The sequence below is a fragment of the Streptomyces piniterrae genome (genome assembly GCF_005048155.1).
Lineage (GTDB): Bacteria > Actinomycetota > Actinomycetes > Streptomycetales > Streptomycetaceae > Streptomyces > Streptomyces piniterrae.
This window is the reverse complement of record NZ_SUMB01000001.1, coordinates 784,569-804,745: the sequence shown is the minus strand read 5'-3', so window position 1 is coordinate 804,745 and position 20,177 is coordinate 784,569. Positions and strand designations below refer to the sequence as shown.

Below are 20,177 nucleotides of genomic sequence, written 5' to 3'. Positions count from 1 at the left end.
GGAGGATATGGGGCGTAGGCGGTGGGGTCGGGGCATCGGGTCACCACTTTCGGTAGGTCGGTCGGTTGTGGGGAGTTGGAGTCGGTGTGGTTCACGCCGCTCCTTCGGGTGCCGTTTCGGCGCTGCGGGAGGGTCGGCGCGGGTGTCCGAGTCCGCCCCGCGCCCCCTCGGGAGGGGCGGGTGCGTCCACGAGGTCGTCTACGAGGGTGTGGTCCGGGGACAGCCGGCAGGCCGGGTCGGTGGCCGTGGCGTCGCCGGTGAGCGCGTACGCCTGACAGCGGCAGCCACCGAAGTCCCGCTCGCGCAGGGCGCAACTACGGCACGGATCGCGCATCCAGTCCGTGCCCCGATAGCGGGTGAAGGCGTTCGAGTGGTCCCAGATCCAGGCCAGCCGGTGGTCTCGGACGTTGGGAGGGTCGAGCCCGGGGATCGAGGCGGCTGCCGGGCAGGGCAGGGTCGTACCGTCGGGCGTGATGGTGAGCGAGATGGCGCCCCAGCCGCCCATGCAGGGCTTGGCGTTGCCGTCGAAGTAGTCGGGGACGACCCAGACCAGCTCGATCCGGCCGATGAGCTCGGCGCGCCGTCGCGTCACGGTCCGACGCGCGCGGGTGAGTTGCTCACGGGAGGGCAGCAGCTCGGCACGATTGCGCAGCGCCCATCCGTAGAACTGGGTGTTGGCGAGTTCGATACGGTCCGCGCCCCAGGCCGGTGCGAGGTCGATGAGGTCGTCCAACGCGTCGAGGTTGTGGCGGTGCAGAACGACATTGAGTCCGAGCGGCAGCCCGGCCTCCCGGACCACGGCGGCGGCCCGCTCCTTGTCGGCGAAGGAACGGCGCCCGGCGATCCGGTCGTTGGCGCCTGGGTCGGCGTGTTGGACGGATAGCTGCACACTGCGCAGTCCGGCGTCGGCGAGCCGGTCGAGACGGGCCCGGCTGAGGCCGACGCCGCTGGTGACGAGCTGGGTGTGGATGCCGGCACGGTCGGCGGCCGCGACGATGGCCTCCAGGTCGGATCGGAGCAGCGGTTCACCGCCGGAGAGATGCGCACTGACCACGCCGAGGTCCGCGGCCTGGTGCAGCGCATCGGCCCACTGGGTGGTGGTCAGTTCCGCCGCTCTACGGGTGAGTTCGAGCGGGTTGGAGCAGTAGGGACAGTGCAGCGGGCAGCCGTGGGTGAGCTCGGCGAGGAGGGCCCAGGGGCGGGGTGGCGGGGCCGGCTGGGGGTCCGTGGTCGACGCGACGGGCACGGTCCGTGCGGAGGTCGCGGTCGGTGCGGAGGTTACGGTCGGTGCGGAGGTCACGGCCCCTGTTGCGGTTGCGGTCCGTGCGGCGGGCAGGGTCATCGCAGCCAACCTTCCCCTCGCATGCGGCCGAGGAATTCCGGCACCTCGTCCGCCACCGGCGCATCCGGGTACCTGCGCATCAACTCCACGACGATGTCGGATACTTCGCGCCTCCCGTCACACAGGCGCAGCACAGTGCCGGCGTTGCCCCGAAGCACCACGACGCGTTCGGGCAGAACCAGCAGGTCGGTGTCACGCACCCGGTCGTGACGCAGGTGGACGGCCGGAGCGAGGACGGGGCGCCAATCGGGCGGCGAGGGCGCGTCCGTGGTGGACACAGGTGGTTCCGCGGTGGACGCGGACGGCTCCGCTGCGTACGCGGAGGCTGCCGTCGTGGCCCCGTACGGTTCCGCCGTGCACGCAGACGATTCCGTCCTCGGGGCGGCTTCCGCCGTCCCCTCCCCCGCCATCGATCCCCCGCCCCCGGCCGCCGCTCTCCCCGTCACGACCGCTCCCCTCGCTCGACCGCGTCCAGCAGGGCCCACAGCACATCGCACTTGAAAGTGAGCGCGGCGACCGCCAGCTCCTGCTCCGCCTCCGTACGTGCCCACTCCAGGACCAGCGCCAGGGCTTCCTTGCTGTCGCGCCGTCCCTGGCTCTCCCGGCCGCGGAAGTAGGCGAGTCCCTCGGCGTCGATCCAGCGGTAGTGCTTTTCGAAGGCGTCGATCCGGGTCCGCATGATGTCCGGGGCGGACAGCTCGGTGAGCGAGGCGGCGACGGCCTCCAGAGGGGAGCGCAGCCGGCAGAAGTTGACGTAGCCGTCGACGGCGAGCCGTACGCCGGGCAGCACTCCCGTCTCGTCCAGCAGCAGCGACCGGTCGAGCCCGGCCGCCTCACCGAGCCGCAGCCAGCGCTCGATGCCGCCCTCCCCCTCCTCCTGCCCGTCGTGGTCCTGGATCCGGCGCAGCCACATCCGGCGCAGTTCCGGCGTACCCAGCTTCGCGGTGATCAGGGCGTCCTTGACGGGGATATGGCGCTGGTAGTGGAACCGGTTGCGGATCCAGCTGCGCAGCTCCTGATGAGTCAACTCCCCTTTGTGCATACGGGTGTTGAAGGGGTGACGGTCGTGGTAGCGGTCGCGCGCCACGTCCCGCAGCCGCTCCGCGAACGGCGTGCTCATAGGGCGATCTCCATCCCTTCCGCGGCCACCGCGAGCCCATGTTCGGCCAGCCGCTTGTGCTGCGGCGCTTCGGGGTCGACGAGGGGGTTGGTGTTGTTGAGGTGGGTGTAGAAGCAGCGGGCGGTGAGCGGGGCGAGCCGGTGCAGGGTGCCGTCCGGTCCGTCGATGGGCAGATGGCCCATGCCGGTGGCGGTACGGGCGGAGAAGCCGCCGCGGCGTGGTTCGTCGTCGTCCCAGAACGTGCCGTCGAGCAGCACGCAGTCGGCATCGGCCAGCGCTTGCCGGAACGGTTCTGGCCAGGCGGCGAGCGCGGGGGCGTAGACGGCGGTGCCACCGGTGCGGCGGTCGTGCAGCCGCAGTGCAACGACCCACGGTTCGAGCGGATCGGTGGGCGATTGAGTGGCAGATTGGGTGGGACATCGGGTGGGAGATTGGGTGGGAGAACCGTCCGCTCCCCCGCCGCCTGCCGCGTATCGGGGCCGTTTGGCGGAGACGGGCAGGGCACTGATCTCGACGTCGGATCCGTCGCACAGCGGTACCGGCCGGGAGCCCAACTCCCGCCATACGAGCTTCGTGTACGGCGTGAGGATGTCGTCCAGGTGGGCTTGGCCGCGCAGCGCGGTGCGGACCGGCCCGGTCGCGAGCACCTCGATACGGTCGCCTTCGCGGAGTCGTGCGATGCCGAGGGTGTGGTCGAGCTCGGCGTCGGTGAGCACCAGCCCCGCCACGGGGGTCCGGCGCGCCCCGGGGCCCGGATGCAGGGCCGGGGTGCTCTCCATCTGCTCGGCGATGTCGGGGGTGGCGTTGATCAGATACCAGTGGTCGTCGTCGGCTCTTACGGCGAGCGAGGCGTGGCGGCGGCGCCATTGGGGGTGGGCACGTGCCCCGGAGCAGCCGGGACACGCACAGTTCCACTGGGGCACTCCGCCACCCGCCGCGGTGCCGAGCACCTTGAGCAGCATGGCGGGCCGGTCAGCGCACGTTCAGGGAATAGGCGGTGACTTCGAGCGCTGTCTCGATCACGGTGTAGTCCGGGGCCTGCCAGATGGCCTGCTCACTGTGTGGGGTTGCGGGGGTGTTGGCGGGGTGGTGGACGGGGTGGTGGACCGGGTGCGGGTGGCGGGGGTTCCGGAGGCCATGAGAGGTCGGCGGACGAAGATGACGCGGGCTCTGCTGCGTGGGTTCGGCTGTGTCGTTCATGTGGGGGCAGCCCTTCTTGTGGGGAAGCGATGGCGGGGCGTGGTCGCGGTCGGATCGGGGTGTGGTTGCGGGACGGGGTGTGGCCGCGGGGTGGGAGGGGACGGAGCGTGGTGACGGGTCGGGCAGGGCGGGTCGGGCAGGGCGGGTCGCGATTGCACGTTGCATGCCTTGCGGTCATCGGACGGTCATGACTCGCGCGTCGGCCGTCGCGTCACTCGAATGCCGCTCGCTGCTCGCCGCTCGCACGCCCATCGCGCCACTCGTCCGACGATCGCCGCTGGTCCGGTCGCTGCCGGCTCGGTCACCGCTGGTCCGGTCACCGCCGCCCGTACGTCGATCGCCGCCCGTACGTCGATCGCCGCTCGCACCGCCGGCCCCCGCTCATACCGCCGATCGTCGCCGTACTGCAGGAGGGAGGAGCGCCCCACACCCGATACCGCGACCGTCGGGCCGGTCGCCGAGCCGCCAACGGTCCCAGGGGGCGCCGGCCATTGGCGGATCATCGAGTGATGTGCCGCTTTGCAGAATCCACAGCCGTGGGGGCGTGGTCAATGGGGCAATGCGAAAAATGGCCCGAGGCGTGGAGCGACAGCGCGCCCGCCTCCAGGACTCAAATTCCGTAATCCGCCTGCTCATTAACTACGCGGGTGGCGGCCGACGGCCTACACCCCACCGAGCAAAAATCTTGAGATGTCTGGGACCGCTGCGATCTTCGATCCACAACTCCCCTCCAGAGAAGTCGAGTTGGCTGACCGCTACCGCCCCCACATCCCTTGACCTGACACCCATGACCGCAGTAGCTTCCCGCCGAACCAACAGGAAACCTTCCTATCAGCCCGGCGCCGCTGATGCCCACCCGAGGGAGTGCCATGCCCAGTCACACCGTCTGACCGGAGGACCGGACCCATGCGCAATCGCATCAGATCCGCACGCCGCTTCACGCTGACCGCGGCGACCGCAACCGCCCTGGCCACCGGATTTCTCTTGTCGACCGCCGATGCCGGCGTCGCCTCCGAGCCCGGTACCCCCAGGACCGTCTCGTCGGGCTGGTCCATCCCCTGGGGCCTGAGCTGGCTGCCCGACGGCTCCGCCCTGCTCACCGAGCGCGACTCCTTCGAGGTCTACACCCTCACCCAGGACGGTACGAAGAAGCGGATCGGCAAGGTGCCCGACGTCGTCACCACCGGCGGCGAGGGCGGACTGCTGAGCATCGCCGTCTCGCCGTCCTGGAAAACCGACCATTACGTCTATGTCATGCACTCCGCCCCGGAAGGCAACCGCATCGCCCGGATGACCTTCGACGACGGCGGGCTCAGCGAATACAAGGTGGTGGTCGACGGCATCAGGAAGAACAAGTACCACAACGGCGGACGCATCAAATTCGGTCCCGACGGCTACCTCTACGCCACGACGGGCGAGGCGCAGACACCCGAACTCGCCCAGGACACCAAGTCGCTCAACGGCAAGATCCTGCGCCTGACCCCCGACGGCAGGCCGGCCCCCGGCAACCCCTTCGGCAACCTCGTCTACTCCTACGGGCACCGCAATCCGCAGGGCATCACCTGGGACGCCCAAGGGCGCCTCTGGGAAGGCGAGTTGGGTGACAGCAAGTACGACGAGCTGAACCTCATCGAGCCCGGCAGGAACTACGGCTGGCCGAAGTGCGAGGGGAACTGCTCCACCGACGGGATGACCAACCCCAAGCGCCAGTGGCCGGTCAAGGAGGCGTCTCCCAGCGCGGTCGCCTACGCCGACGGCGCGATCTACATGGCGGCGCTGCGCGGCGAACGCCTGTGGCGCATTCCCGTCGACGGGACGAACGCGGGCACCCCCAAGGCGTACTACACCAACGACTACGGGCGGCTGCGTACGGTCGAGTCCGTACCCGGCCGGAACGCGCTGTGGCTGACCACCACCAACGCCGACAGCAACGGCGACGGAGGGCCCGGCTCGGACCGGGTCTTCGAGATCGGTCTCCAGTAGTCCCGGCAGGGCCCCGACCCGACCCGACCCGCCCTGACGACCCGCTCCGGCTCAGCCCACCCCTCCCCCGCGACCCTCACGTCCGATTTCCGCCAGCCGGCCGCCACACCGTTCCCGCAGACTCGACCCGGACAAGCCCCAGGGACCATGGGCCATGAGCCATGGGCCATGAGCCATGGGCCATGAGCCTCGGAACGGAACCAAGAGTCCGCCCGTGGCACGCTGGAAGAACAGCCCCGCCCCCACCCCTCCAGAGCGAGGGGCATGCGGGGCACAGCGGGCGCAGGGACGCCATGCACACAAACCGCACAGAGCACGCAGAGGACGCGGAGAACACATGAGCACGCCCCTTCCGGGATTCGAGGGCCTCGGGACGACGCCCGACGACTCCAGGAACCAGGACGAGGGCCCTCGCGACCGCCGGGAACTCGCCCCCGGCGCCGTCCACGTTCCCGGCTGGCTCACCCTGGCGCAGCAGCGCGAACTGGTCGCCGCCTGCCGCGGCTGGGCGCGCGGACCAGCCCCGATCCGGCACACCAGGCTCCCCCGCGGCGGCGTGATGTCCGTCCAGACGGTGTGCATCGGCTGGCACTGGCAGCCGTACGCGTACACCCGCACCGCCGACGACGTGAACGGCGTCCGGGTCGCCGAATTCCCTTACTGGATGGTCGAGTTGGGGCGTCGGGCACTCGTCGACGCGTACCAGGACGCAGCCGCGGGAGACGACTACACCCCGGACACCGCGCTGATCAATTTCTACGACGACCAGGCCAGGCTCGGTATGCATCAGGACAAGGAGGAACGGTCCGGCGCGCCGGTCGTCTCGCTCAGCATCGGGGACAGCTGTGTGTTCCGGTTCGGCAATACGGAGACCCGCGCCAAGCCGTACACCGATATCGAGCTGGCGTCCGGGGACCTGTTCGTCTTCGGCGGGCCGTCCCGGTTCGCGTACCACGGGGTGCCCAAGGTCCACCCTGGCACCGGCGACCCCGCGTCCGGCCTGGCCGGCGGCCGCCTCAACATCACGATGCGGGTGACCGGGCTCAGCTGAGGCGCGCTCCGCAAGAACGGGCCGCGCCGCTCCCGGCGTCGGGTGTCACGGGGCAGACTGGACGTATGTGCCGCAGCATCAAGAAACGTGGCTCTCCATGTGGCCTCTGACCTGCGGAAATTCATAACTCTTTAATCAACTGGGAGAGGAATGGGAAATGGGGCATCCCAAAAGCCCGGACTGCCAGAACGGCGTTGTCATGTGGTTCGCGAGGCCGGTGAGATGATCTTCGTGTAGGACGTTGGGGGAGGGGCATTCGTGGATGCGCCGCCGTACAAGGGGTACCGGTTCTCGGCCGAGGTGATTGGTCACGCTGTGTGGGAGCGTTCTTCGGAGAAGTGATGCCTGCGTTGCCGGGCCTTTCGACGGAGGGGCAGTTGGTGGCGGTGGACTATCAAAGGTGCGGGGGATCGCCGGTTTGGCTAGCCAGCGATCCCCCGCTGTGTTGCGCCCGCTCGCGCGAGTCGGTCTCGTAGGGCAGCGGCGGCTGCGGTAGCAGGCTGGATGCTGCCTCCCCTTCGCAGTGGCTGGTTCTCGTTGGAGTTGGCCGGCGTGGTGCATTACTGGCTGCGCACTTGCTGCTGCGGTGAGTAGGGCGCTGTGGGTGATTTCCATGGGACGGCATCAGGATGGGATGTTGCGGCGTCTGGTGGCTCGTCCTGACCTTGGCGAGGTAGTCGGCAAGGGAGTTGAGGATCTCGTCGGCGGTCTTGGTCCAGGTAAACGGTCTGGGGTTCTGGTTCCAGGTATCGATCCTGTCCCGCTCAATAACTCATCGCTGCAGGTCGTTGGCTTCTCGATCACTGGCCGCGCGTCTGGGAGCATGCCGGGATGTTCGCGTCGCTGCTGTACAAGGTCACCCGGCAACTCCTCGCCGTCCCGGCCGGCTCCTGCGCCGCGAGACTTCGAAGGAAGCAGAACTGCTGGTGCTGCGGCACGAGAATGCGGTGCTGCGTCGCCAACTCCAGAGCCGTGTCCGCTACGAGCCAGCCGACCGGCTGTGGCTCGCGGCACTCTCGCCCCTGATAGCCCGACGCCACTGGGCACAGGTCTTCTCCGTCACACCGGGCACGCTGCTGAACTGGCACCGCCAGCTGATCGCCAAGAAGTGGGAGTACGGCCACGCCGAGGCAAGACCGGGAGGCCACCGACCACAACGCGATCAAGAAGCTGGTGATGCGCCTGGCTCAGGAGAATCCCCGCTGGGGCCATCGCCGGATCCAGGGTGAACTGGCCAGACTTGGCCACCCGATCGCAGCATCCACCGAAATCCTTACCGCGGCAGGCTTCGACCCGGCCCCGCAACGCAATGGCCCCACGTGGAAGCAGTTCCCCACCGCTCAGGCCGAAGGCGTGATCGCATGCGATTTCACGCACCTGGACACCGCCCTTGGCAACACCTCTACGCCCTGGCGTTCCTCGAACACGCCATCGCCGACTGCACATCGCCGGCGTCACCACACGCCCGACCTCCGCCTGGGTGCCCCAGCAGGCCCGCAACGCGACCGTCGGCCTGGGTGTACGCATCCAGGCCCTGCGTTTCCTGCTCCGTGACCGCGACGCGAAGTACACCACCGCCTTCGACGCGGTCTTCGAAGCCGAGGACATGGAGATCTTGAAGTCGCCTCCCCGGGCGCCCAAGACGAACGCTCACTGCGAAAGAGTCCTCGGTAGCATCCGGCGCGAGGTTCTCGACCACACCCTCATCCTGAGCGAGAAGCATGCTCGCCACGTCCCTGGCCGAGTATCAACGGCACTTCAATGAACATCGGCCACACCAAGGTCGTGGTCAACTCCCTGCCGCACGCCAAGAAGAACCAGCTCCCGCCCACGGACTCAACGCCCGGCGACTTCTCCGCACCCAGATCCTCGGCGGTGTGATCAATGAGTACCGATACGCAGCCTGGAGCTGCAGCGATGACTTTTCGAGCGGGGCAGGAAGGTCACCGCAGCGAATCCGCCCACCGTTATGCACATCGCCATGCGAGGGCGACGTGTCAGCCGCGCGTGGTGGACGCCAGACGCCCCGGCGAGTGAAGACGGGATATTCAGTACAATTATGAACGATATTTACTCTGTATCCCTGCACGCTCGTCGACTCGGGGCACGGACCGGGGCACGGGCCCGCCCGCGATGGGAGTACCGACATGGTTGAGCGGGACAGCCCAGAGAAACGGGGACGTCTGAGTCGCCCGCTGGTGCTCGCCGCGGCCGTCGCCTTGGTCGACCGGGACGGGCTCGCGGCGCTGACCATGCGGCGCCTGGCCGCTGACCTGGGCGTGGAGCCGATGGCCATCTACCGGTACACCGCCGGCAAGGAAGCATTGATCGACGGCCTGGTCGAAGCCTTCTTCGCCGAGGTCAACGACCGGCTACGAACCTCGGCAAAGGAGATCCGCTCCGACCGGGGTGCCGAATCCGCGAGCCTGGTCTGGCGCACCGAACTGCGTCGGATCTCGCGCGCCTTCGCCTTTGTGGTGCACGCCCACCCCGAGATCCTGCCCGTGGTGGTCACGCGCCCGCTCAGTGTGCCCGTGGCCCGGCGCCCGGCGCCGTTGCTCCAGCTCACCGAGCACATTCTCGCCGTGCTTGGCCGGGCCGGCTTCGACGACGCCACCTCGCTGACGATCTACCGCGCCTTCGTGGCCTGGAACCTCGGCTGTCTCCTGGTGGACAAGCGGCAGGTGGTCGACAACCCCGAGGAGCCGGACCTCTTGCTGCGCCTGGGCCTGCACCGGCTACCTGCCGCCGAGTACCCGCGACTGCGCGCGCTCGTCCCCCGACTCGCCGAGTACGACGACGAGCAAGAACGGATCGCAGGTCTCGACAGCCTGCTCAGCGGGATGCCCGAGCCGCCCCTTGACTCGTTCTACGACGGAAGCGCACGCTGAGGATACGAGGTACACATCGGACATACACGTACGTCAGCCTGCGCGTCGTCGGCATCGCTGATGTGAGCTTGACGGCGCCCGAAAGAGGCCGCCATGTCCACTTACGAGATTCTCCGTGTACGCGTCACAGCCAAGGACGCCGAAACCCTCCGTGCTCTCCTGCGCGAGGCCCGTCCCGACGTCGGCGGGCGCCCCCGCCAGGGCGACGACGGCAGCTTCAGCATCGAGGCCTATGTCACCCCCGAGCAGACCGCAGCCCTCGAACGCGAGGGTGTGTCGCTCACGACGCTCGACGAGGACGCCGCAGCCACCGGACGCGAGCGCCAAGCCGAGGTTGGCGAGGGAGACCGGTTCGCCCCCGAGGACGCGGTGCCGCACGGACTCGCCCTCAAGGTGACGGACGCCTAGGAGGGACGCCATGTCGTACCTGAACATCACTGAGGTCGAGTCCGCCGTGACCAGCCTAGCCGCCGTGTTCCCGACCGCGGAACTCATCGAACTGCCCGAGCCCTCCGTCGAAGGCCGGGCCGCCCACGCCCTGCGGATCGGCACCGCCGAGCGGGGGGCCAACGACGCCGTCGTACTGATCGGCGGCGTGCACGCCCGTGAATGGGGCAGCTGCGAGATCCTCGTCGAGCTCGCCGCCGACCTGCTGGAGGCGCACCGCGACGGTACGGGCCTTACCTACGGCGGTACGAGTTTCACCTCCGCCCACGTACGCAGCATCCTCGACGAACTTGACGTCGTCGTTTTCCCGCTCGTCAACCCGGACGGCCGGCACTACAGCCAGACCGTCGAGCCGATGTGGCGGAAGAACCGCAACCCGGCCAACTCCGGTGGCGATCCGGCCCGTATCGGCGTCGACATCAACCGCAACTACGACTTCCTGTTCGACTTCCAGACCGCCTTCCACCCGGCCGCCGGCCCCCGGGTCTCGACCGACGCCGGCGATCTCGTGTACCAGGGCCCCAGTCCCTTCTCGGAGCCCGAGACCCGCAACGTCCGCTGGCTGCTCGACGACTTCCCGCGGACCCGCTGGTTCGTCGACGTGCACAGCTACTCCGAGGACATGCTGACCATCTGGGGCGACGACGACAACCAGTCCGCCGAACCGCCCAAGAACTTCCGGAACACCGACTTCGACGGCAAGCGCGGACTGGCCGGCGACCAGCTCTACGCCGAGTACCTCCGGCAGGCCGACGCCGACGACGCCGGTGTGCTCGCCGAGGAGTTCTGCTCGGGACTGAAAGCCGTACGCGGCCGGGGCTACACCCCGATGACTGCCTTCCACCTGTACCCGACCAGCGGAACCAGCCACGACTACGCCTACGCGCGCCACATCGTCGACACGGACAAGGGCAAGATCCACGGCTTCACCGTCGAGTGGGGCAAGAGCTTCCACCCGCCGTGGTCGGAGATGGAGAAGATCATCCTCGATGTCGACGCCGGACTCGTGGCGTTCTGCCTTAAGGCTCTTACGCTGTAGGGCCGCGCTGTCGCGGTGACGGCATGGGCTGAGGCGCCCGCGCGGCGGGCGCCTCAGCCAGACTCCAGCCAGACTCGGGCCTATGCGGTCTGGCGGTAGAAGAACGGGTCGATCGACGGCGGCACCCGCGTCACGTTGTCGAGGTCGAGCAGCTGGTGGCTGACGAAGTCGGCGTTGCGCTGGTACGTCACTCCCTGCGGGAAGTTGGCGTGGTCGGGCGTGTTGTTGCCCGCGAACACTCCGTAGAAGTCCCGGTCGAGCGCGAGCAGCCGCATGTAGTCGCCCAGGTACGGCAGCCCCTGCCGTGGCGGCACGTTGGCCGGCGCCTGGTGCAGTACGTGGCGTGCCGCTGGGGTCTGCCAGTCGTCCCCGGTCAGCTCCAGCGCCGTTACCCACTGGGCCTGCGTGAACTGCTGGTAGGCCAGTCCGAGCAGCGAGGCGGAATTCACCGCCAAGGCCGGGTTCTTGGCGTTGGTGACGGTGCGGACGTCGCCGGACCAGGTCTGCCCGTGGTCGGCCGAATGCCGCACGTGGAGGGTGTAGTCCGTCCCGGCGAGCCCGCCGACGCGGTCGCACCAGGCGACGTAGACGCTGCCGGGGGCCGTGGGGTCCACCGCGATGGAAAGGTCACCGCCGAGCCGCTCCTGGCCCATGAACGCGCCGAACTTCACGAACCGCTGGGTCGCCACCCGCTGGCCGATGGCCGAGTCCTGCGCGTCCTTCAGATCCTGGAAGGGGTTTGCTCCAATGCCCCCGTTGTCGTCACGGGTGACCACGACGTCGAAGGTGACGTTCGAGCCGGACCTGTTCTGCCAGCTCTGGAAGGCCGCGTACACCGTTCCATCGGGGTGCAGGGCGATCCGTACCGGCGGCCCGTCCTGCCCCGTTGTCGCGCGCCTCTCGATGCCGGCGCGCGTGAACCCGGCCGGCGCCGGTGCCGTCCGGGCGTTGCCCGAGACGTCCACGGTCGCGGTCCGGCTTCCGTGCCCGAAGTCGTTGTTACCGACGTAGACGCGGTCGCGGGTGCTGCCGTTTACCCGCATGCTCCCGGCCACGACCCAAGGCTGATCCTCCTCGTCCCGCGAGACGAGGATGTCCATGGGCGCCGTCGAGGCGATGCCGGGCGAGCGCAGGATCTGCATGCGAAGGATGTCTTCCACTGCGGCCTGGCCATTGAGGATGCCCGCATAAAGAGTGCCTCCCTTGGACGCGAAACTCACCGAGATGTCCCCTGTGCCCAGGCCGGCGGTGCCGCCGGGGACGATGCTCCTCAGCACCCATGTGTTCCCGCCGTCGGTCGAGACGTAGACCGGGGCGAGGTCGCCTCCCATCGGGTCTGGCGTGAATGCGGTCGCGACCATCTGGTCGGGGTGCTCGGGGTCGACCGCGAGGCTGGGCTCACCGTCCTGTGACCTGTCGCCGCTCAGCGAGACGGGGGTGATGTTGACGACCTTGAGTGTGGGCATGTCCGCTCACCTCCGTGCGGCCTGCAGCGTTTCGAGTTTCTGCGCCGGCTGGTAGTCATCGGGATGCAGGATCTGGAACGGAGCCCACTCGGTCAGAGCGCCCTCCGTGGCGTGCAGGATCCACATTCCCTCCTGTGAGGCCTTCGGCTTCGGCGCCTTGTACCAGCGGAAGTCCAGACTGTTGGGGTAGAGGACGGCGATTCGCCCTCCCGGGGCGACCTCCCCCTGCTCGACGTACCCCACGTCGAGCTGGGCGCGCCACCAGTCAGGGTTGTGCTCCGAGGACCGGTCGCCGCCTGTCTCCTCCAGGCCCACGACGACGCCGACCACGACCGCGTCCGCCTCGTCGGCGTGGGCGACCATGTCTTCGTCGCCGAGGTCGCGCTGCAGCGCCGAGAACGGCATCGCGTCCGCGCTCGTGGCCGCTAGGGAGACGTGCTGCTGGACGGCGTCGGCGGGCAGCCGTCCGACCTCCTGTACGGCGAGCCCTTGGCCATAGACCATTCCGTTGGCGAAGAACGCGGCCGCGTCGCCGACGGCCGGCGGGTCCAGCTCGTCCGACAGCTGTACGGTGACCTCGCTGCCCGCGAGCTTCTTGAAGGCGTCGGGTGCGTGCAGCACTGTGTCCACCTGGACCACAGCCGTCCGTTCGTCGGCCGGCACCTCCGCCATCCGCGTGTCACCGAGCCGGGTGACCGTACCGACGAAGCTCAGCGGGGCCCGCCGGACCAGTTCCAGTACATCCTCAGGACCCTCAGGCATGACGGTCCTCCTCTCGCCTCAGCCCGGCTGCGCTACTGCGAGGCATGCGCGGCGGCCGGGTGGGTTCGGCGCCACTCCATCCTGGCGCCGAGCGCGCACAGGACGGTGACCAGGGCCGTGACGGCCACGATGAGCCACTCGAGGGCTCCGCTTCCAGCGTCCGGCTCAACGCCGAAAATAAGCTCGATCCAGTCGTGCCAGATGAGCGTGACAAGGAAGAGCAGCCCGGACAGGGTTCCCAGGGCGATCTCCACCCAGAAACGCGTACGGACAGTCCTCACACCATCGAAGGCATGGAAGCCCATCTCGGAGCCTCCCTTCTTTCCCGCCGGGGCGACCGGTCGAGTCGCCCCCGAGCGGATGCCGGCTCCCCAGCCGGTGCCACCCTCAGAGAGGGAAACGGCACCGCAGAGGAGTTCCGCGACTGCGCCGGTGCGCCGCCTGGGCAGGGCGCCGGGCTCGCGGTAAGACGTCAGGCCTTAGATCCACAACCGCGCCGCTGCCCACTTCCACCGGTTGGGGAAGGGAGACGGTAATCGGCGTGCACCTACGAGGCACACATACTGCGTATACAAGTCTCCGCGCGCCCCCGACCCAGGTCAAGGGCCCGCCGGGCAGCCACCGCAGGGAGCTCTTCGGGCGATTCTGACACCTCGAGAGCACCCCTGTAGACGTCGGGGCGGACCGGGGCCAGGGCCCGGTGGGCCTAAACGACTTCAGTGATCGGCTGCTCACTTCTGACTCGCCGCCCATCGCACTCAGCTGGTCAGAGAGGGCGGGTGGCCGCCATGACGGACCCGGCGGGCGCAGGTGCGGGAGTGGACGGCGGTCGCGCCTGCCGGCATGCCACGGTGCGATGTCACTGGGCCACCAGGTCTGACTGGCCTGGTGAAGATGAGTACGTCCTCGTGCTGAACCACTGAGAGGGGGACGCCCTGACGGCGTGCGTCGCGGACGTTCTTCATCTGGAAGAACGACGGGCGGGTGATGAGCCTGTTGTCGCGGATGCCGGCGAGGAGGGCGGCGCAGCGTTCGGTGGGGGTGAGGCCTGCGGCCCGGCCGGCGGCGAGAACGGCGGAGGGCAGGTCGATGAGTTCGCCGAGTTCGCGCCAGGGGCGGGTGGTGATGACGGCGGTGCCGCCGGGGCGGAGCATGGTGCGGCATTGGGTGAGGATTTCGGTGAAGGCGTCGAGGAGGTGGGCGGTGGAGACGTGGGCGAGGTTGGCAGGGTCGTGGCTGTAGCAGTAGTCCTTCGTGACCAAGCCGCGTGCACCGGTGCCCCGGGGCGAGCAGACCTGTCCGTGGACGCTGGGCCGGTAGGGCGGTGAGGTGACGACTAGACGAGTCTTTCCGAATTGCCTGCGGGCATGAGGCGAGGGTGGTCAAGATCCGTTTGTGACAACGAACGTGACCACCCTCGTGACCGCACTGTACGTAAAAATCGATGACGATCGGGCCGGAATCGCCCGGTTGCCCGGACGCCCGCCGAAGCTCAGCCACTCCGAGTTGCTGTGCCTGGCGGTCCTACAGGCCCTGCTCGACTTCCACAGTGAGGCCCGCTGGCTGCGATACGTGCGCGCCCACTACCGCGGCATGTTCCCCTACATCCCGCAGGACGCCGGATACAACAAACGCCCGCGAGCCGCGTTACCACAGGTCAAGCGACTGATCCGGGTCCTGGCCACGGACACCGACTTCTGGCACGACACCGTGTGGCTCTGCGACTCGACCCCGGTGCCATGCGGGACGTCCCGACCCACGGTCAAACGTTCCGAGCTCGCCGGCTGGGCTAACTACGGCTACTGCGCGTCGCATTCACGGTTCTTCTGGGGACTGCGGCTGTATTACGACCCGGCAGCCACGCACCAGGGACGACGAGGGCTTACAACCCGGTCCGCGATTGAGGTCCGGAGGTGCCGGCCTGACGGCAATCGCGGTCCGGGTCGTAAGTCAGTCCAAAGCCGCCCGCGGAGCCATCGACCAAGCGACGGCGTTCTTGCGCAACCCCCTCGGAACCGCCCAGGGCTAATTGATCATTTCAGAATGCGATGCAGAATCGTCTCAAGCAGATGATGGAGCAGGCGAGTTCGAGGAGTCCTTGGTGGAGGTCGGCGCGTATCTCGTAGCGGATCCGCAGGCGTTTGAACTGGTGGAGCCAGGCGAGGGTGCGCTCCACCACTCACCGCGTCTTGCCGAGTCTGGAGCGGTGCGGGGTGCCGCGGCGGGCGATCTTCGGTGTGACGCCCCGTCTGTGGATAACGTGCCTGTACTTGTCGAAGTCGTAACCCAGATCAGATGCCCTCTAAGGCACTGACAGACGGAATCATCCGCCAGCGGGACCACAGGTTTCCGGCACCATCGGCCGGGCCGCCCCCCGTACGGCCCGGCCGGCAGGACTTCAACTCACACCTGCAACGAGGCGCCCCGAGCAGGTCGACAGGACAGAACATTCCTTCCTACACCCGCCTACAAAGCAACTCATGTCGAGGCGACCGGGCTTCGACCCTGGGGCGACGGACTCCGGCATTCCAGAGAACGTCCTCGTTCTGCACCGAGAACACCGGGATCTGGCGTGGGATACACCCTGGGAGACAGCCAGGCCAGACTGCTGCACCGCCATGCGGCGCGACGGAGAGCCAAGATCGCATTGTCGGTGACAGTCGCGGTCTCGCCACCGGGGCCAGTGACGTTTCTCAGCGGTGATCTTTCCCATATACGGTTGAGGACGAGGGCTGCACGGGCAATGCCATGCGACTCGGGCTGAGGGCGACGAGTCAACTGGCTCCGGCTGAGCCAGCTGAGGAGTTGCTGGAATGAGTGCCCCGCTGACACGGGCAGGTCACGACCGCTTGGGACCGGACCAGGACGTAGCGCAGGTCTCGCTGTAGCCATCGTGACCGGTGGAGGGCTACTGAGCGGCGACGGCTTCGGCGGCGGCATCGTTCACAGCAAGCGTCTTCCTGACTCGGCGTTCCACCAGGATCGCCAGGTAGGTCCTGACTCGCGCGTGGCTCAGCTCGCTGTATGCCGTCCCCACCAGCTCCTCGACGGTGTTCGGGGCCGCCGTGGGGAAGGCGGCCTTCAGGCGTGCCGTCACCTCTCGGAGGGCCACCCGCTCAGCCTGCTGAGCACGTATCGCGCTGTCCCCGGCTGCCGCCTCTGGCTTTTCGCTCAAGGCTTGCTCCTGGGTGCTGCAGAGTCACGAAAGCGGGCTTTGCAGGCGTGTGAGCCGCCGGCCCACCTTCCGTGATTTCTCTATCCCACGTTCTGCTACCCATCGTAACCGTCTCGCGTCATCGACGCCGGAGACGTCGTGAAGCAATGTGGGACGGACCCCGCGGCCCGCGCGGAGGAGCCGTCCACGGACACGGTCATACGCCACCTAGGGCGTGTATCGAAAGCGGATCTTGAGCATGCGACGATCTTGATTCGTGGGGCGAGGAGATCTGACGGATGCGCAGTGGGCGTTGCTGGAGCCTCTGTTGCCGAAGGGCAAGAAGCCCGGGCCGGCCGACGATATGGACCCGGCGACGACTGATCGACGGCATACGGTGGCGGACCCGAACCGGAACGCCGTGGCGGGATGTTCCGGAGCGGTGCGGGCCCTGGGGCCGGGCGTACGGCCTGTTTCGCCGCTGGCAGCGAGACGGTATCTGGCAGCGGATCTTTACCGAGCTGGGGGCAGAAGCCCATGTCCATCGTGGTCACAGCCGGACAGCGCGGCGACTCTCCGCAGTTCGAGCCCGTCCTGGACAAGGTCCGCGTCCCCCGCATGGGGCCGGGCAGGCCGCGCACTCGGCCCGATCGCGTGCGCGCCGACAAAGCGGACACTTACTGAAAAAACCGCGCTTACCTGCGCAGACGTAGAATCTGCTGCATCATCCCTGACAAGGTCGACCAGGCCCGCAACCGAAAGAAGCTCGGCTCCCGCGGCGGCCGTCCACCGAAGTTCGACCCGGAGGACTACAAGGCCCGGCATGCCGTCGAGTGCGGCATCAACCGGCTGAAGCGGCACCGGGCCGTCGCCACGCGATACGACAAACTTGCTGTCCGCTACGAAGCGACATTGCTGGTCGCCGCCATCAAACGAATGGCTGTGACCGGCACGCGACCACGTCTCAAGCCCACACCGCCCTGACCACGGCGTGGCCTGCTGTCGCCGCCCGCCCATAGAACCCTTGGAGGCCCCTGTGATAGTCGAGGAACTCCTGCCTGACCTGCGCCTCGTCCCAGCCGGCCCAGACGAGCTTGGCACCGGCGACGTTCCACAGCTCGTCGAACGAGACACGTGCGAGGAAGCCTGCGGCCTGTGACACCCCAGGCGGCTCCAGAATCCCCAGGGGCGGGTTGGAGGGGTCGGCATCGGCGCTGTGTGCCACTGGCCGCCCGCCGTAAATCGGCAGCTCCCAGGAGTCGTCGGCATCCGCATCGAGGACATCGGCAGCGGCATAGAGGTCATTGACGGAGCCCCAGACCTTGTCAATCGACTCGGCGATGCCCGCTGCGTACTCGTCGGGGTGGTTCTCCCAAGCCTCCCACATGAACGCTGCAAGCCAGGTGTGGTCGTCCCGGATCTCGGATTCCGCGACGGCGCGCATGTGCATGTGGATGCTCACGGCGACGAGTCCTCCCAGTTCGGCGGCCCGCCTGTCGGGCCGAACGGAGAGAACCTACTCGACGGCACTGACGGCGCGATGCCCGTCTCTTAACGCCGGGATGCCCGGCTCTGCCAGGACGCCCTCCGACACCCGAGCGCCGCGTGTCGTCGAGATCGACCACTGCGGACAGGTACACATCCCTACGGACTTTCGCAACAGGCCCTAAACTTGTCGTTTATCCAACGCGCCGTGGTTTGGTTCCCACTTTGTGATGGGTGGGACGGCTGTATGCCTGGCCGGTGGCGAGGACGCGTCCCACGTCATAGCGGGTGGCAGGCCGCCGGTTCTTCGAGCCGGGCGGGCGCCCGGGGCCGGGCTGGGAGAGTTTCGGTGCACGCGCTGGCGACGGCGTTCTCGCGCGGAGGTTTCTGAACCCCCGCCGGACCCTTGCCGGGGTGAGCTTGTTCGGTGGCGTCGGTCTTTCCCAGGGTCGCCGGAGGTCGGTGGCCAGTGGGCGGGCAAGACGGAGCTGAGTGTGGGCGGCGATCACGAGCCACGTCCAGCGGTCTGCCGCAGCGGAGTCGCGGAGGCGAGGCTTGGTCCATCCCAGGGTCTGCTTGAACAAGCGAAACATGTGCTCGATGTCGAAGCGTCGCAGGAAGGACTGCCAGCAGCGGTCGACGTCCTGAGCCGTGGCTTCGGTTCGCGACCACCAGAGCCAGACCGGCTTGTTGACTCCTCCCGAGGGCAGTTTCTCTACGGCGAGGCGGATGACGGTGCCCTCGATGATGGGTAGTGGTCCGTCGTGGTCGAGCCAGGCCGCCCGGCGGGTGAGCCGGGGATGGAGCCGGTCCCAGGCTTGCGCGGTGGCTCTTCCGTAGAGCCGGGTGTCCGTGGTCGTCACGGCCTGCTCGGTGCCCCAGGTAGAGGCGTCGCCGAAGACGCACTCGCCGCCGTGCTTGGGCGGGCGCCCGCCTTTCGGGTCGTAGACGCGGGGTGGTGTCGGCCGTCGCATGACCCGGTCGGAACGGAGCCGCCCAAGGATCTGCACCGGCAGACCGGACAGGAGGTGAGCGATGCGGGGTGCGTCGTATCCGGAGTCCAGGACGACCAGGATCTCCGGGTCTCCTTCCCGCCACTGGCCGGCGGCGACGAGCCGCTCGGTGACCTCACGGATCTGGGCGGTGGTCACGGCCGCGAGATCGGCGCCCGGCTCCAGCCGGACGGCGTCCAGCACGGCGGTCCAGGAAGTGCGGCCGGTCTCCAGCGCGGCCACGACCGAGTACGGCCAGCCAGGGATCATCCGGTGCTCGTTCTGACCACGGCCGTAGGTATGGCAGAAGGACCGGTCCGGGCAGGTCGCGGCGGCCGGCCTCAGCCAGGGCGATACGTCGACGGCCAGGACCAGCCTGCCGTCCATCGCTCTCGGCAACGGCAGGCCGGCCAGGGCCCGGCGGAGCCGGCCGAAGTCGATCCGACCCTGGTTGAGCCCGCCGTACAGGGCTCCGTGACCCCGACGGTGTTCTGGCGCGAGCGCGAGATCCACCAGCGTTTTAACCGGGCCCTCCGTGCAGAGAAGGGCGTCCGTCAGCTCGAACAACGCGTCCGAGCGACTCGTGAGACGCCCATAGAAGTCCGCCCGGAACTGCGACAACATGGCCAGCAAATCACCCCGGCCACAGATCAGAGGACTCACCCCGCGCGGCCCTGCCCAACCTCGACCTGGAGTAGACGCGGAGATACCTCGAACCCATGACGGGAGTACGCCGAAACAGCCCGGTCGCTGGAGTGAACGGTCACCCGCTCAAGACCAAGGTCCCTCGCCCACGCCAAGACCGCCTCGATCAGCTCGCCGCCCAGGCCGCGGTCACGCTCATCGGGCACGACGTACGTGCACTGCACGTCACCCGACATCCGCTCGAACGCACGCGGATGCGGCACACGCTGCGTGATCGCCAGCCAGGCCATACCGATCACAACGTCGTCACGGACCATCACCAAGCACCGATGCGAGGACTCGGTCTCCCGGGTCCATGCCACGAACCGGGGAACGAACTCGTCCAGCGTGGTGTCGGGCGTTCCGTAGAGCTCCTGCACCCACCGCCACCGCAACTCAGCGACGACGGCTGACTCATGGGGCCGGGCAGGGCGGCAAGCGATGTCATCCACGGCTTCATCCTGGCGCAGAATCATCAGCACGACGGCCGCTTCCGCCACTCTCGCACCACCAGGGCGGCGGCCCAGGGCTTCACTTCGTTAAACGACAAGCTAAAGGGTG

Annotated in this window: 19 protein-coding genes and 3 pseudogenes; 8 read left to right on the top strand and 14 right to left on the bottom strand. The window is 68.2% G+C overall.

The genetic code is table 11. The features are described 5' to 3' along the window. Positions 1-91: 91 nt before the first annotated feature. From pqqE to pqqA, 5 genes are all read right to left on the bottom strand, one after another. A complete protein-coding gene (gene pqqE, locus FCH28_RS03510; RefSeq protein WP_246102332.1) occupies positions 92-1,246 on the bottom strand; it encodes a pyrroloquinoline quinone biosynthesis protein PqqE in 1,155 nt (384 codons plus the stop codon). A gap of 92 nt (positions 1,247-1,338) precedes the next feature. Next, positions 1,339-1,620, bottom strand: a complete 282-nt coding sequence (gene pqqD / locus FCH28_RS03505; RefSeq protein WP_246102330.1) for a pyrroloquinoline quinone biosynthesis peptide chaperone PqqD — start codon at positions 1,618-1,620, stop codon at positions 1,339-1,341. 164 nt (positions 1,621-1,784) lie between these two features. After that, positions 1,785-2,462 carry a pyrroloquinoline-quinone synthase PqqC gene (pqqC, locus tag FCH28_RS03500; protein ID WP_136738128.1) on the bottom strand — a complete coding sequence of 226 codons (678 nt, stop codon included), beginning with the start codon at positions 2,460-2,462 and terminating at the stop codon, positions 1,785-1,787. Then, on the bottom strand, positions 2,459-3,424 hold the full coding sequence (gene pqqB, locus FCH28_RS03495) for a pyrroloquinoline quinone biosynthesis protein PqqB (RefSeq protein ID WP_136738127.1): 966 nt from the start codon (positions 3,422-3,424) through the stop codon (positions 2,459-2,461). Before pqqB ends, pqqC begins: the two co-directional genes overlap by 4 nt. A 10-nt stretch (positions 3,425-3,434) precedes the next feature. Further along, positions 3,435-3,662 (bottom strand): pyrroloquinoline quinone precursor peptide PqqA, encoded by a 228-nt coding sequence (gene pqqA, locus FCH28_RS39655; protein ID WP_136738126.1) that lies wholly within the window; start codon positions 3,660-3,662, stop codon positions 3,435-3,437. 906 nt (positions 3,663-4,568) lie between these two features. Between pqqA and FCH28_RS03485 the strand changes: the two genes are divergently transcribed. From FCH28_RS03485 to FCH28_RS03460, 6 genes are all read left to right on the top strand, one after another. Then, entirely contained in the window at positions 4,569-5,645 is a 1,077-nt protein-coding gene (locus FCH28_RS03485; RefSeq protein WP_187363746.1) for a PQQ-dependent sugar dehydrogenase, read from the top strand. A 337-nt stretch (positions 5,646-5,982) separates the two neighbouring features. Beyond that, entirely contained in the window at positions 5,983-6,696 is a 714-nt protein-coding gene (locus FCH28_RS03480) for an alpha-ketoglutarate-dependent dioxygenase AlkB family protein (RefSeq protein ID WP_136738125.1), read from the top strand. Positions 6,697-8,176: 1,480 nt separating this feature from the next. After that, positions 8,177-8,461 carry a transposase gene (locus tag FCH28_RS38920; RefSeq protein WP_246102328.1) on the top strand — a complete coding sequence of 95 codons (285 nt, stop codon included), beginning with the start codon at positions 8,177-8,179 and terminating at the stop codon, positions 8,459-8,461. 382 nt (positions 8,462-8,843) lie between these two features. Beyond that, positions 8,844-9,587, top strand: a complete 744-nt coding sequence (locus tag FCH28_RS03470) for a TetR/AcrR family transcriptional regulator (protein WP_136738124.1) — start codon at positions 8,844-8,846, stop codon at positions 9,585-9,587. A gap of 93 nt (positions 9,588-9,680) precedes the next feature. After that, a complete protein-coding gene (locus tag FCH28_RS03465; RefSeq protein WP_136738123.1) occupies positions 9,681-9,995 on the top strand; it encodes a hypothetical protein in 315 nt (104 codons plus the stop codon). 10 nt (positions 9,996-10,005) lie between these two features. After that, complete coding sequence (locus tag FCH28_RS03460) at positions 10,006-11,073, top strand: M14 family metallopeptidase (RefSeq protein ID WP_136738122.1); 1,068 nt, start codon at positions 10,006-10,008, stop codon at positions 11,071-11,073. A gap of 80 nt (positions 11,074-11,153) precedes the next feature. Here FCH28_RS03460 and FCH28_RS03455 read toward each other — a convergent pair whose 3' ends face one another. The 4 genes from FCH28_RS03455 to FCH28_RS03440 form a co-directional block, all read right to left on the bottom strand. Continuing rightward, the gene (locus FCH28_RS03455; protein WP_136738121.1) at positions 11,154-12,539 is read right to left on the bottom strand and encodes a hypothetical protein; all 1,386 of its coding nucleotides are present in this window, start codon (positions 12,537-12,539) and stop codon (positions 11,154-11,156) included. A gap of 6 nt (positions 12,540-12,545) precedes the next feature. Beyond that, positions 12,546-13,301, bottom strand: a complete 756-nt coding sequence (locus FCH28_RS03450) for a hypothetical protein (protein WP_136738120.1) — start codon at positions 13,299-13,301, stop codon at positions 12,546-12,548. Between the two features lie 32 nt (positions 13,302-13,333). After that, positions 13,334-13,555, bottom strand: coding sequence for an ABC transporter permease (locus FCH28_RS03445; protein WP_246102326.1), 222 nt, complete (start codon positions 13,553-13,555; stop codon positions 13,334-13,336). 504 nt (positions 13,556-14,059) lie between these two features. After that, positions 14,060-14,563 carry a hypothetical protein gene (locus FCH28_RS03440; RefSeq protein WP_246102325.1) on the bottom strand — a complete coding sequence of 168 codons (504 nt, stop codon included), beginning with the start codon at positions 14,561-14,563 and terminating at the stop codon, positions 14,060-14,062. Positions 14,564-14,696: 133 nt separating this feature from the next. Between FCH28_RS03440 and FCH28_RS38915 the strand changes: the two are divergent. Next, positions 14,697-15,146 (top strand): annotated as a pseudogene (locus FCH28_RS38915) (transposase family protein); the annotation flags it as partial. Between the two features lie 193 nt (positions 15,147-15,339). On the opposite strand, the pseudogene FCH28_RS03435 reads toward FCH28_RS38915, so the two are convergent. After that, a pseudogene (locus FCH28_RS03435) lies at positions 15,340-15,597 on the bottom strand (transposase); the annotation flags it as partial. A gap of 612 nt (positions 15,598-16,209) precedes the next feature. Continuing rightward, on the bottom strand, positions 16,210-16,476 hold the full coding sequence (locus tag FCH28_RS03425) for a three-helix bundle dimerization domain-containing protein (protein ID WP_136738118.1): 267 nt from the start codon (positions 16,474-16,476) through the stop codon (positions 16,210-16,212). Between the two features lie 256 nt (positions 16,477-16,732). On the opposite strand from FCH28_RS03425, the pseudogene FCH28_RS03420 reads away from it, so the two are divergent. Next, positions 16,733-17,439 (top strand): annotated as a pseudogene (locus tag FCH28_RS03420) (transposase). On the opposite strand, the gene FCH28_RS03415 reads toward FCH28_RS03420, so the two are convergent. The 3 genes from FCH28_RS03415 to FCH28_RS03405 all read right to left on the bottom strand — a co-directional run bounded on the left by FCH28_RS03415 (position 17,420) and on the right by FCH28_RS03405 (position 20,116). Then, positions 17,420-17,917, bottom strand: coding sequence for a DUF1877 family protein (locus FCH28_RS03415; RefSeq protein ID WP_136738117.1), 498 nt, complete (start codon positions 17,915-17,917; stop codon positions 17,420-17,422). The pseudogene FCH28_RS03420 and the gene FCH28_RS03415 overlap by 20 nt on opposite strands. A 217-nt stretch (positions 17,918-18,134) precedes the next feature. Beyond that, complete coding sequence (locus FCH28_RS03410) at positions 18,135-19,556, bottom strand: NF041680 family putative transposase (protein ID WP_136738116.1); 1,422 nt, start codon at positions 19,554-19,556, stop codon at positions 18,135-18,137. A gap of 35 nt (positions 19,557-19,591) precedes the next feature. Continuing rightward, positions 19,592-20,116 carry a GNAT family N-acetyltransferase gene (locus FCH28_RS03405; RefSeq protein ID WP_425471863.1) on the bottom strand — a complete coding sequence of 175 codons (525 nt, stop codon included), beginning with the start codon at positions 20,114-20,116 and terminating at the stop codon, positions 19,592-19,594. Between the last annotated feature and the right edge of the window lie 61 nt (positions 20,117-20,177).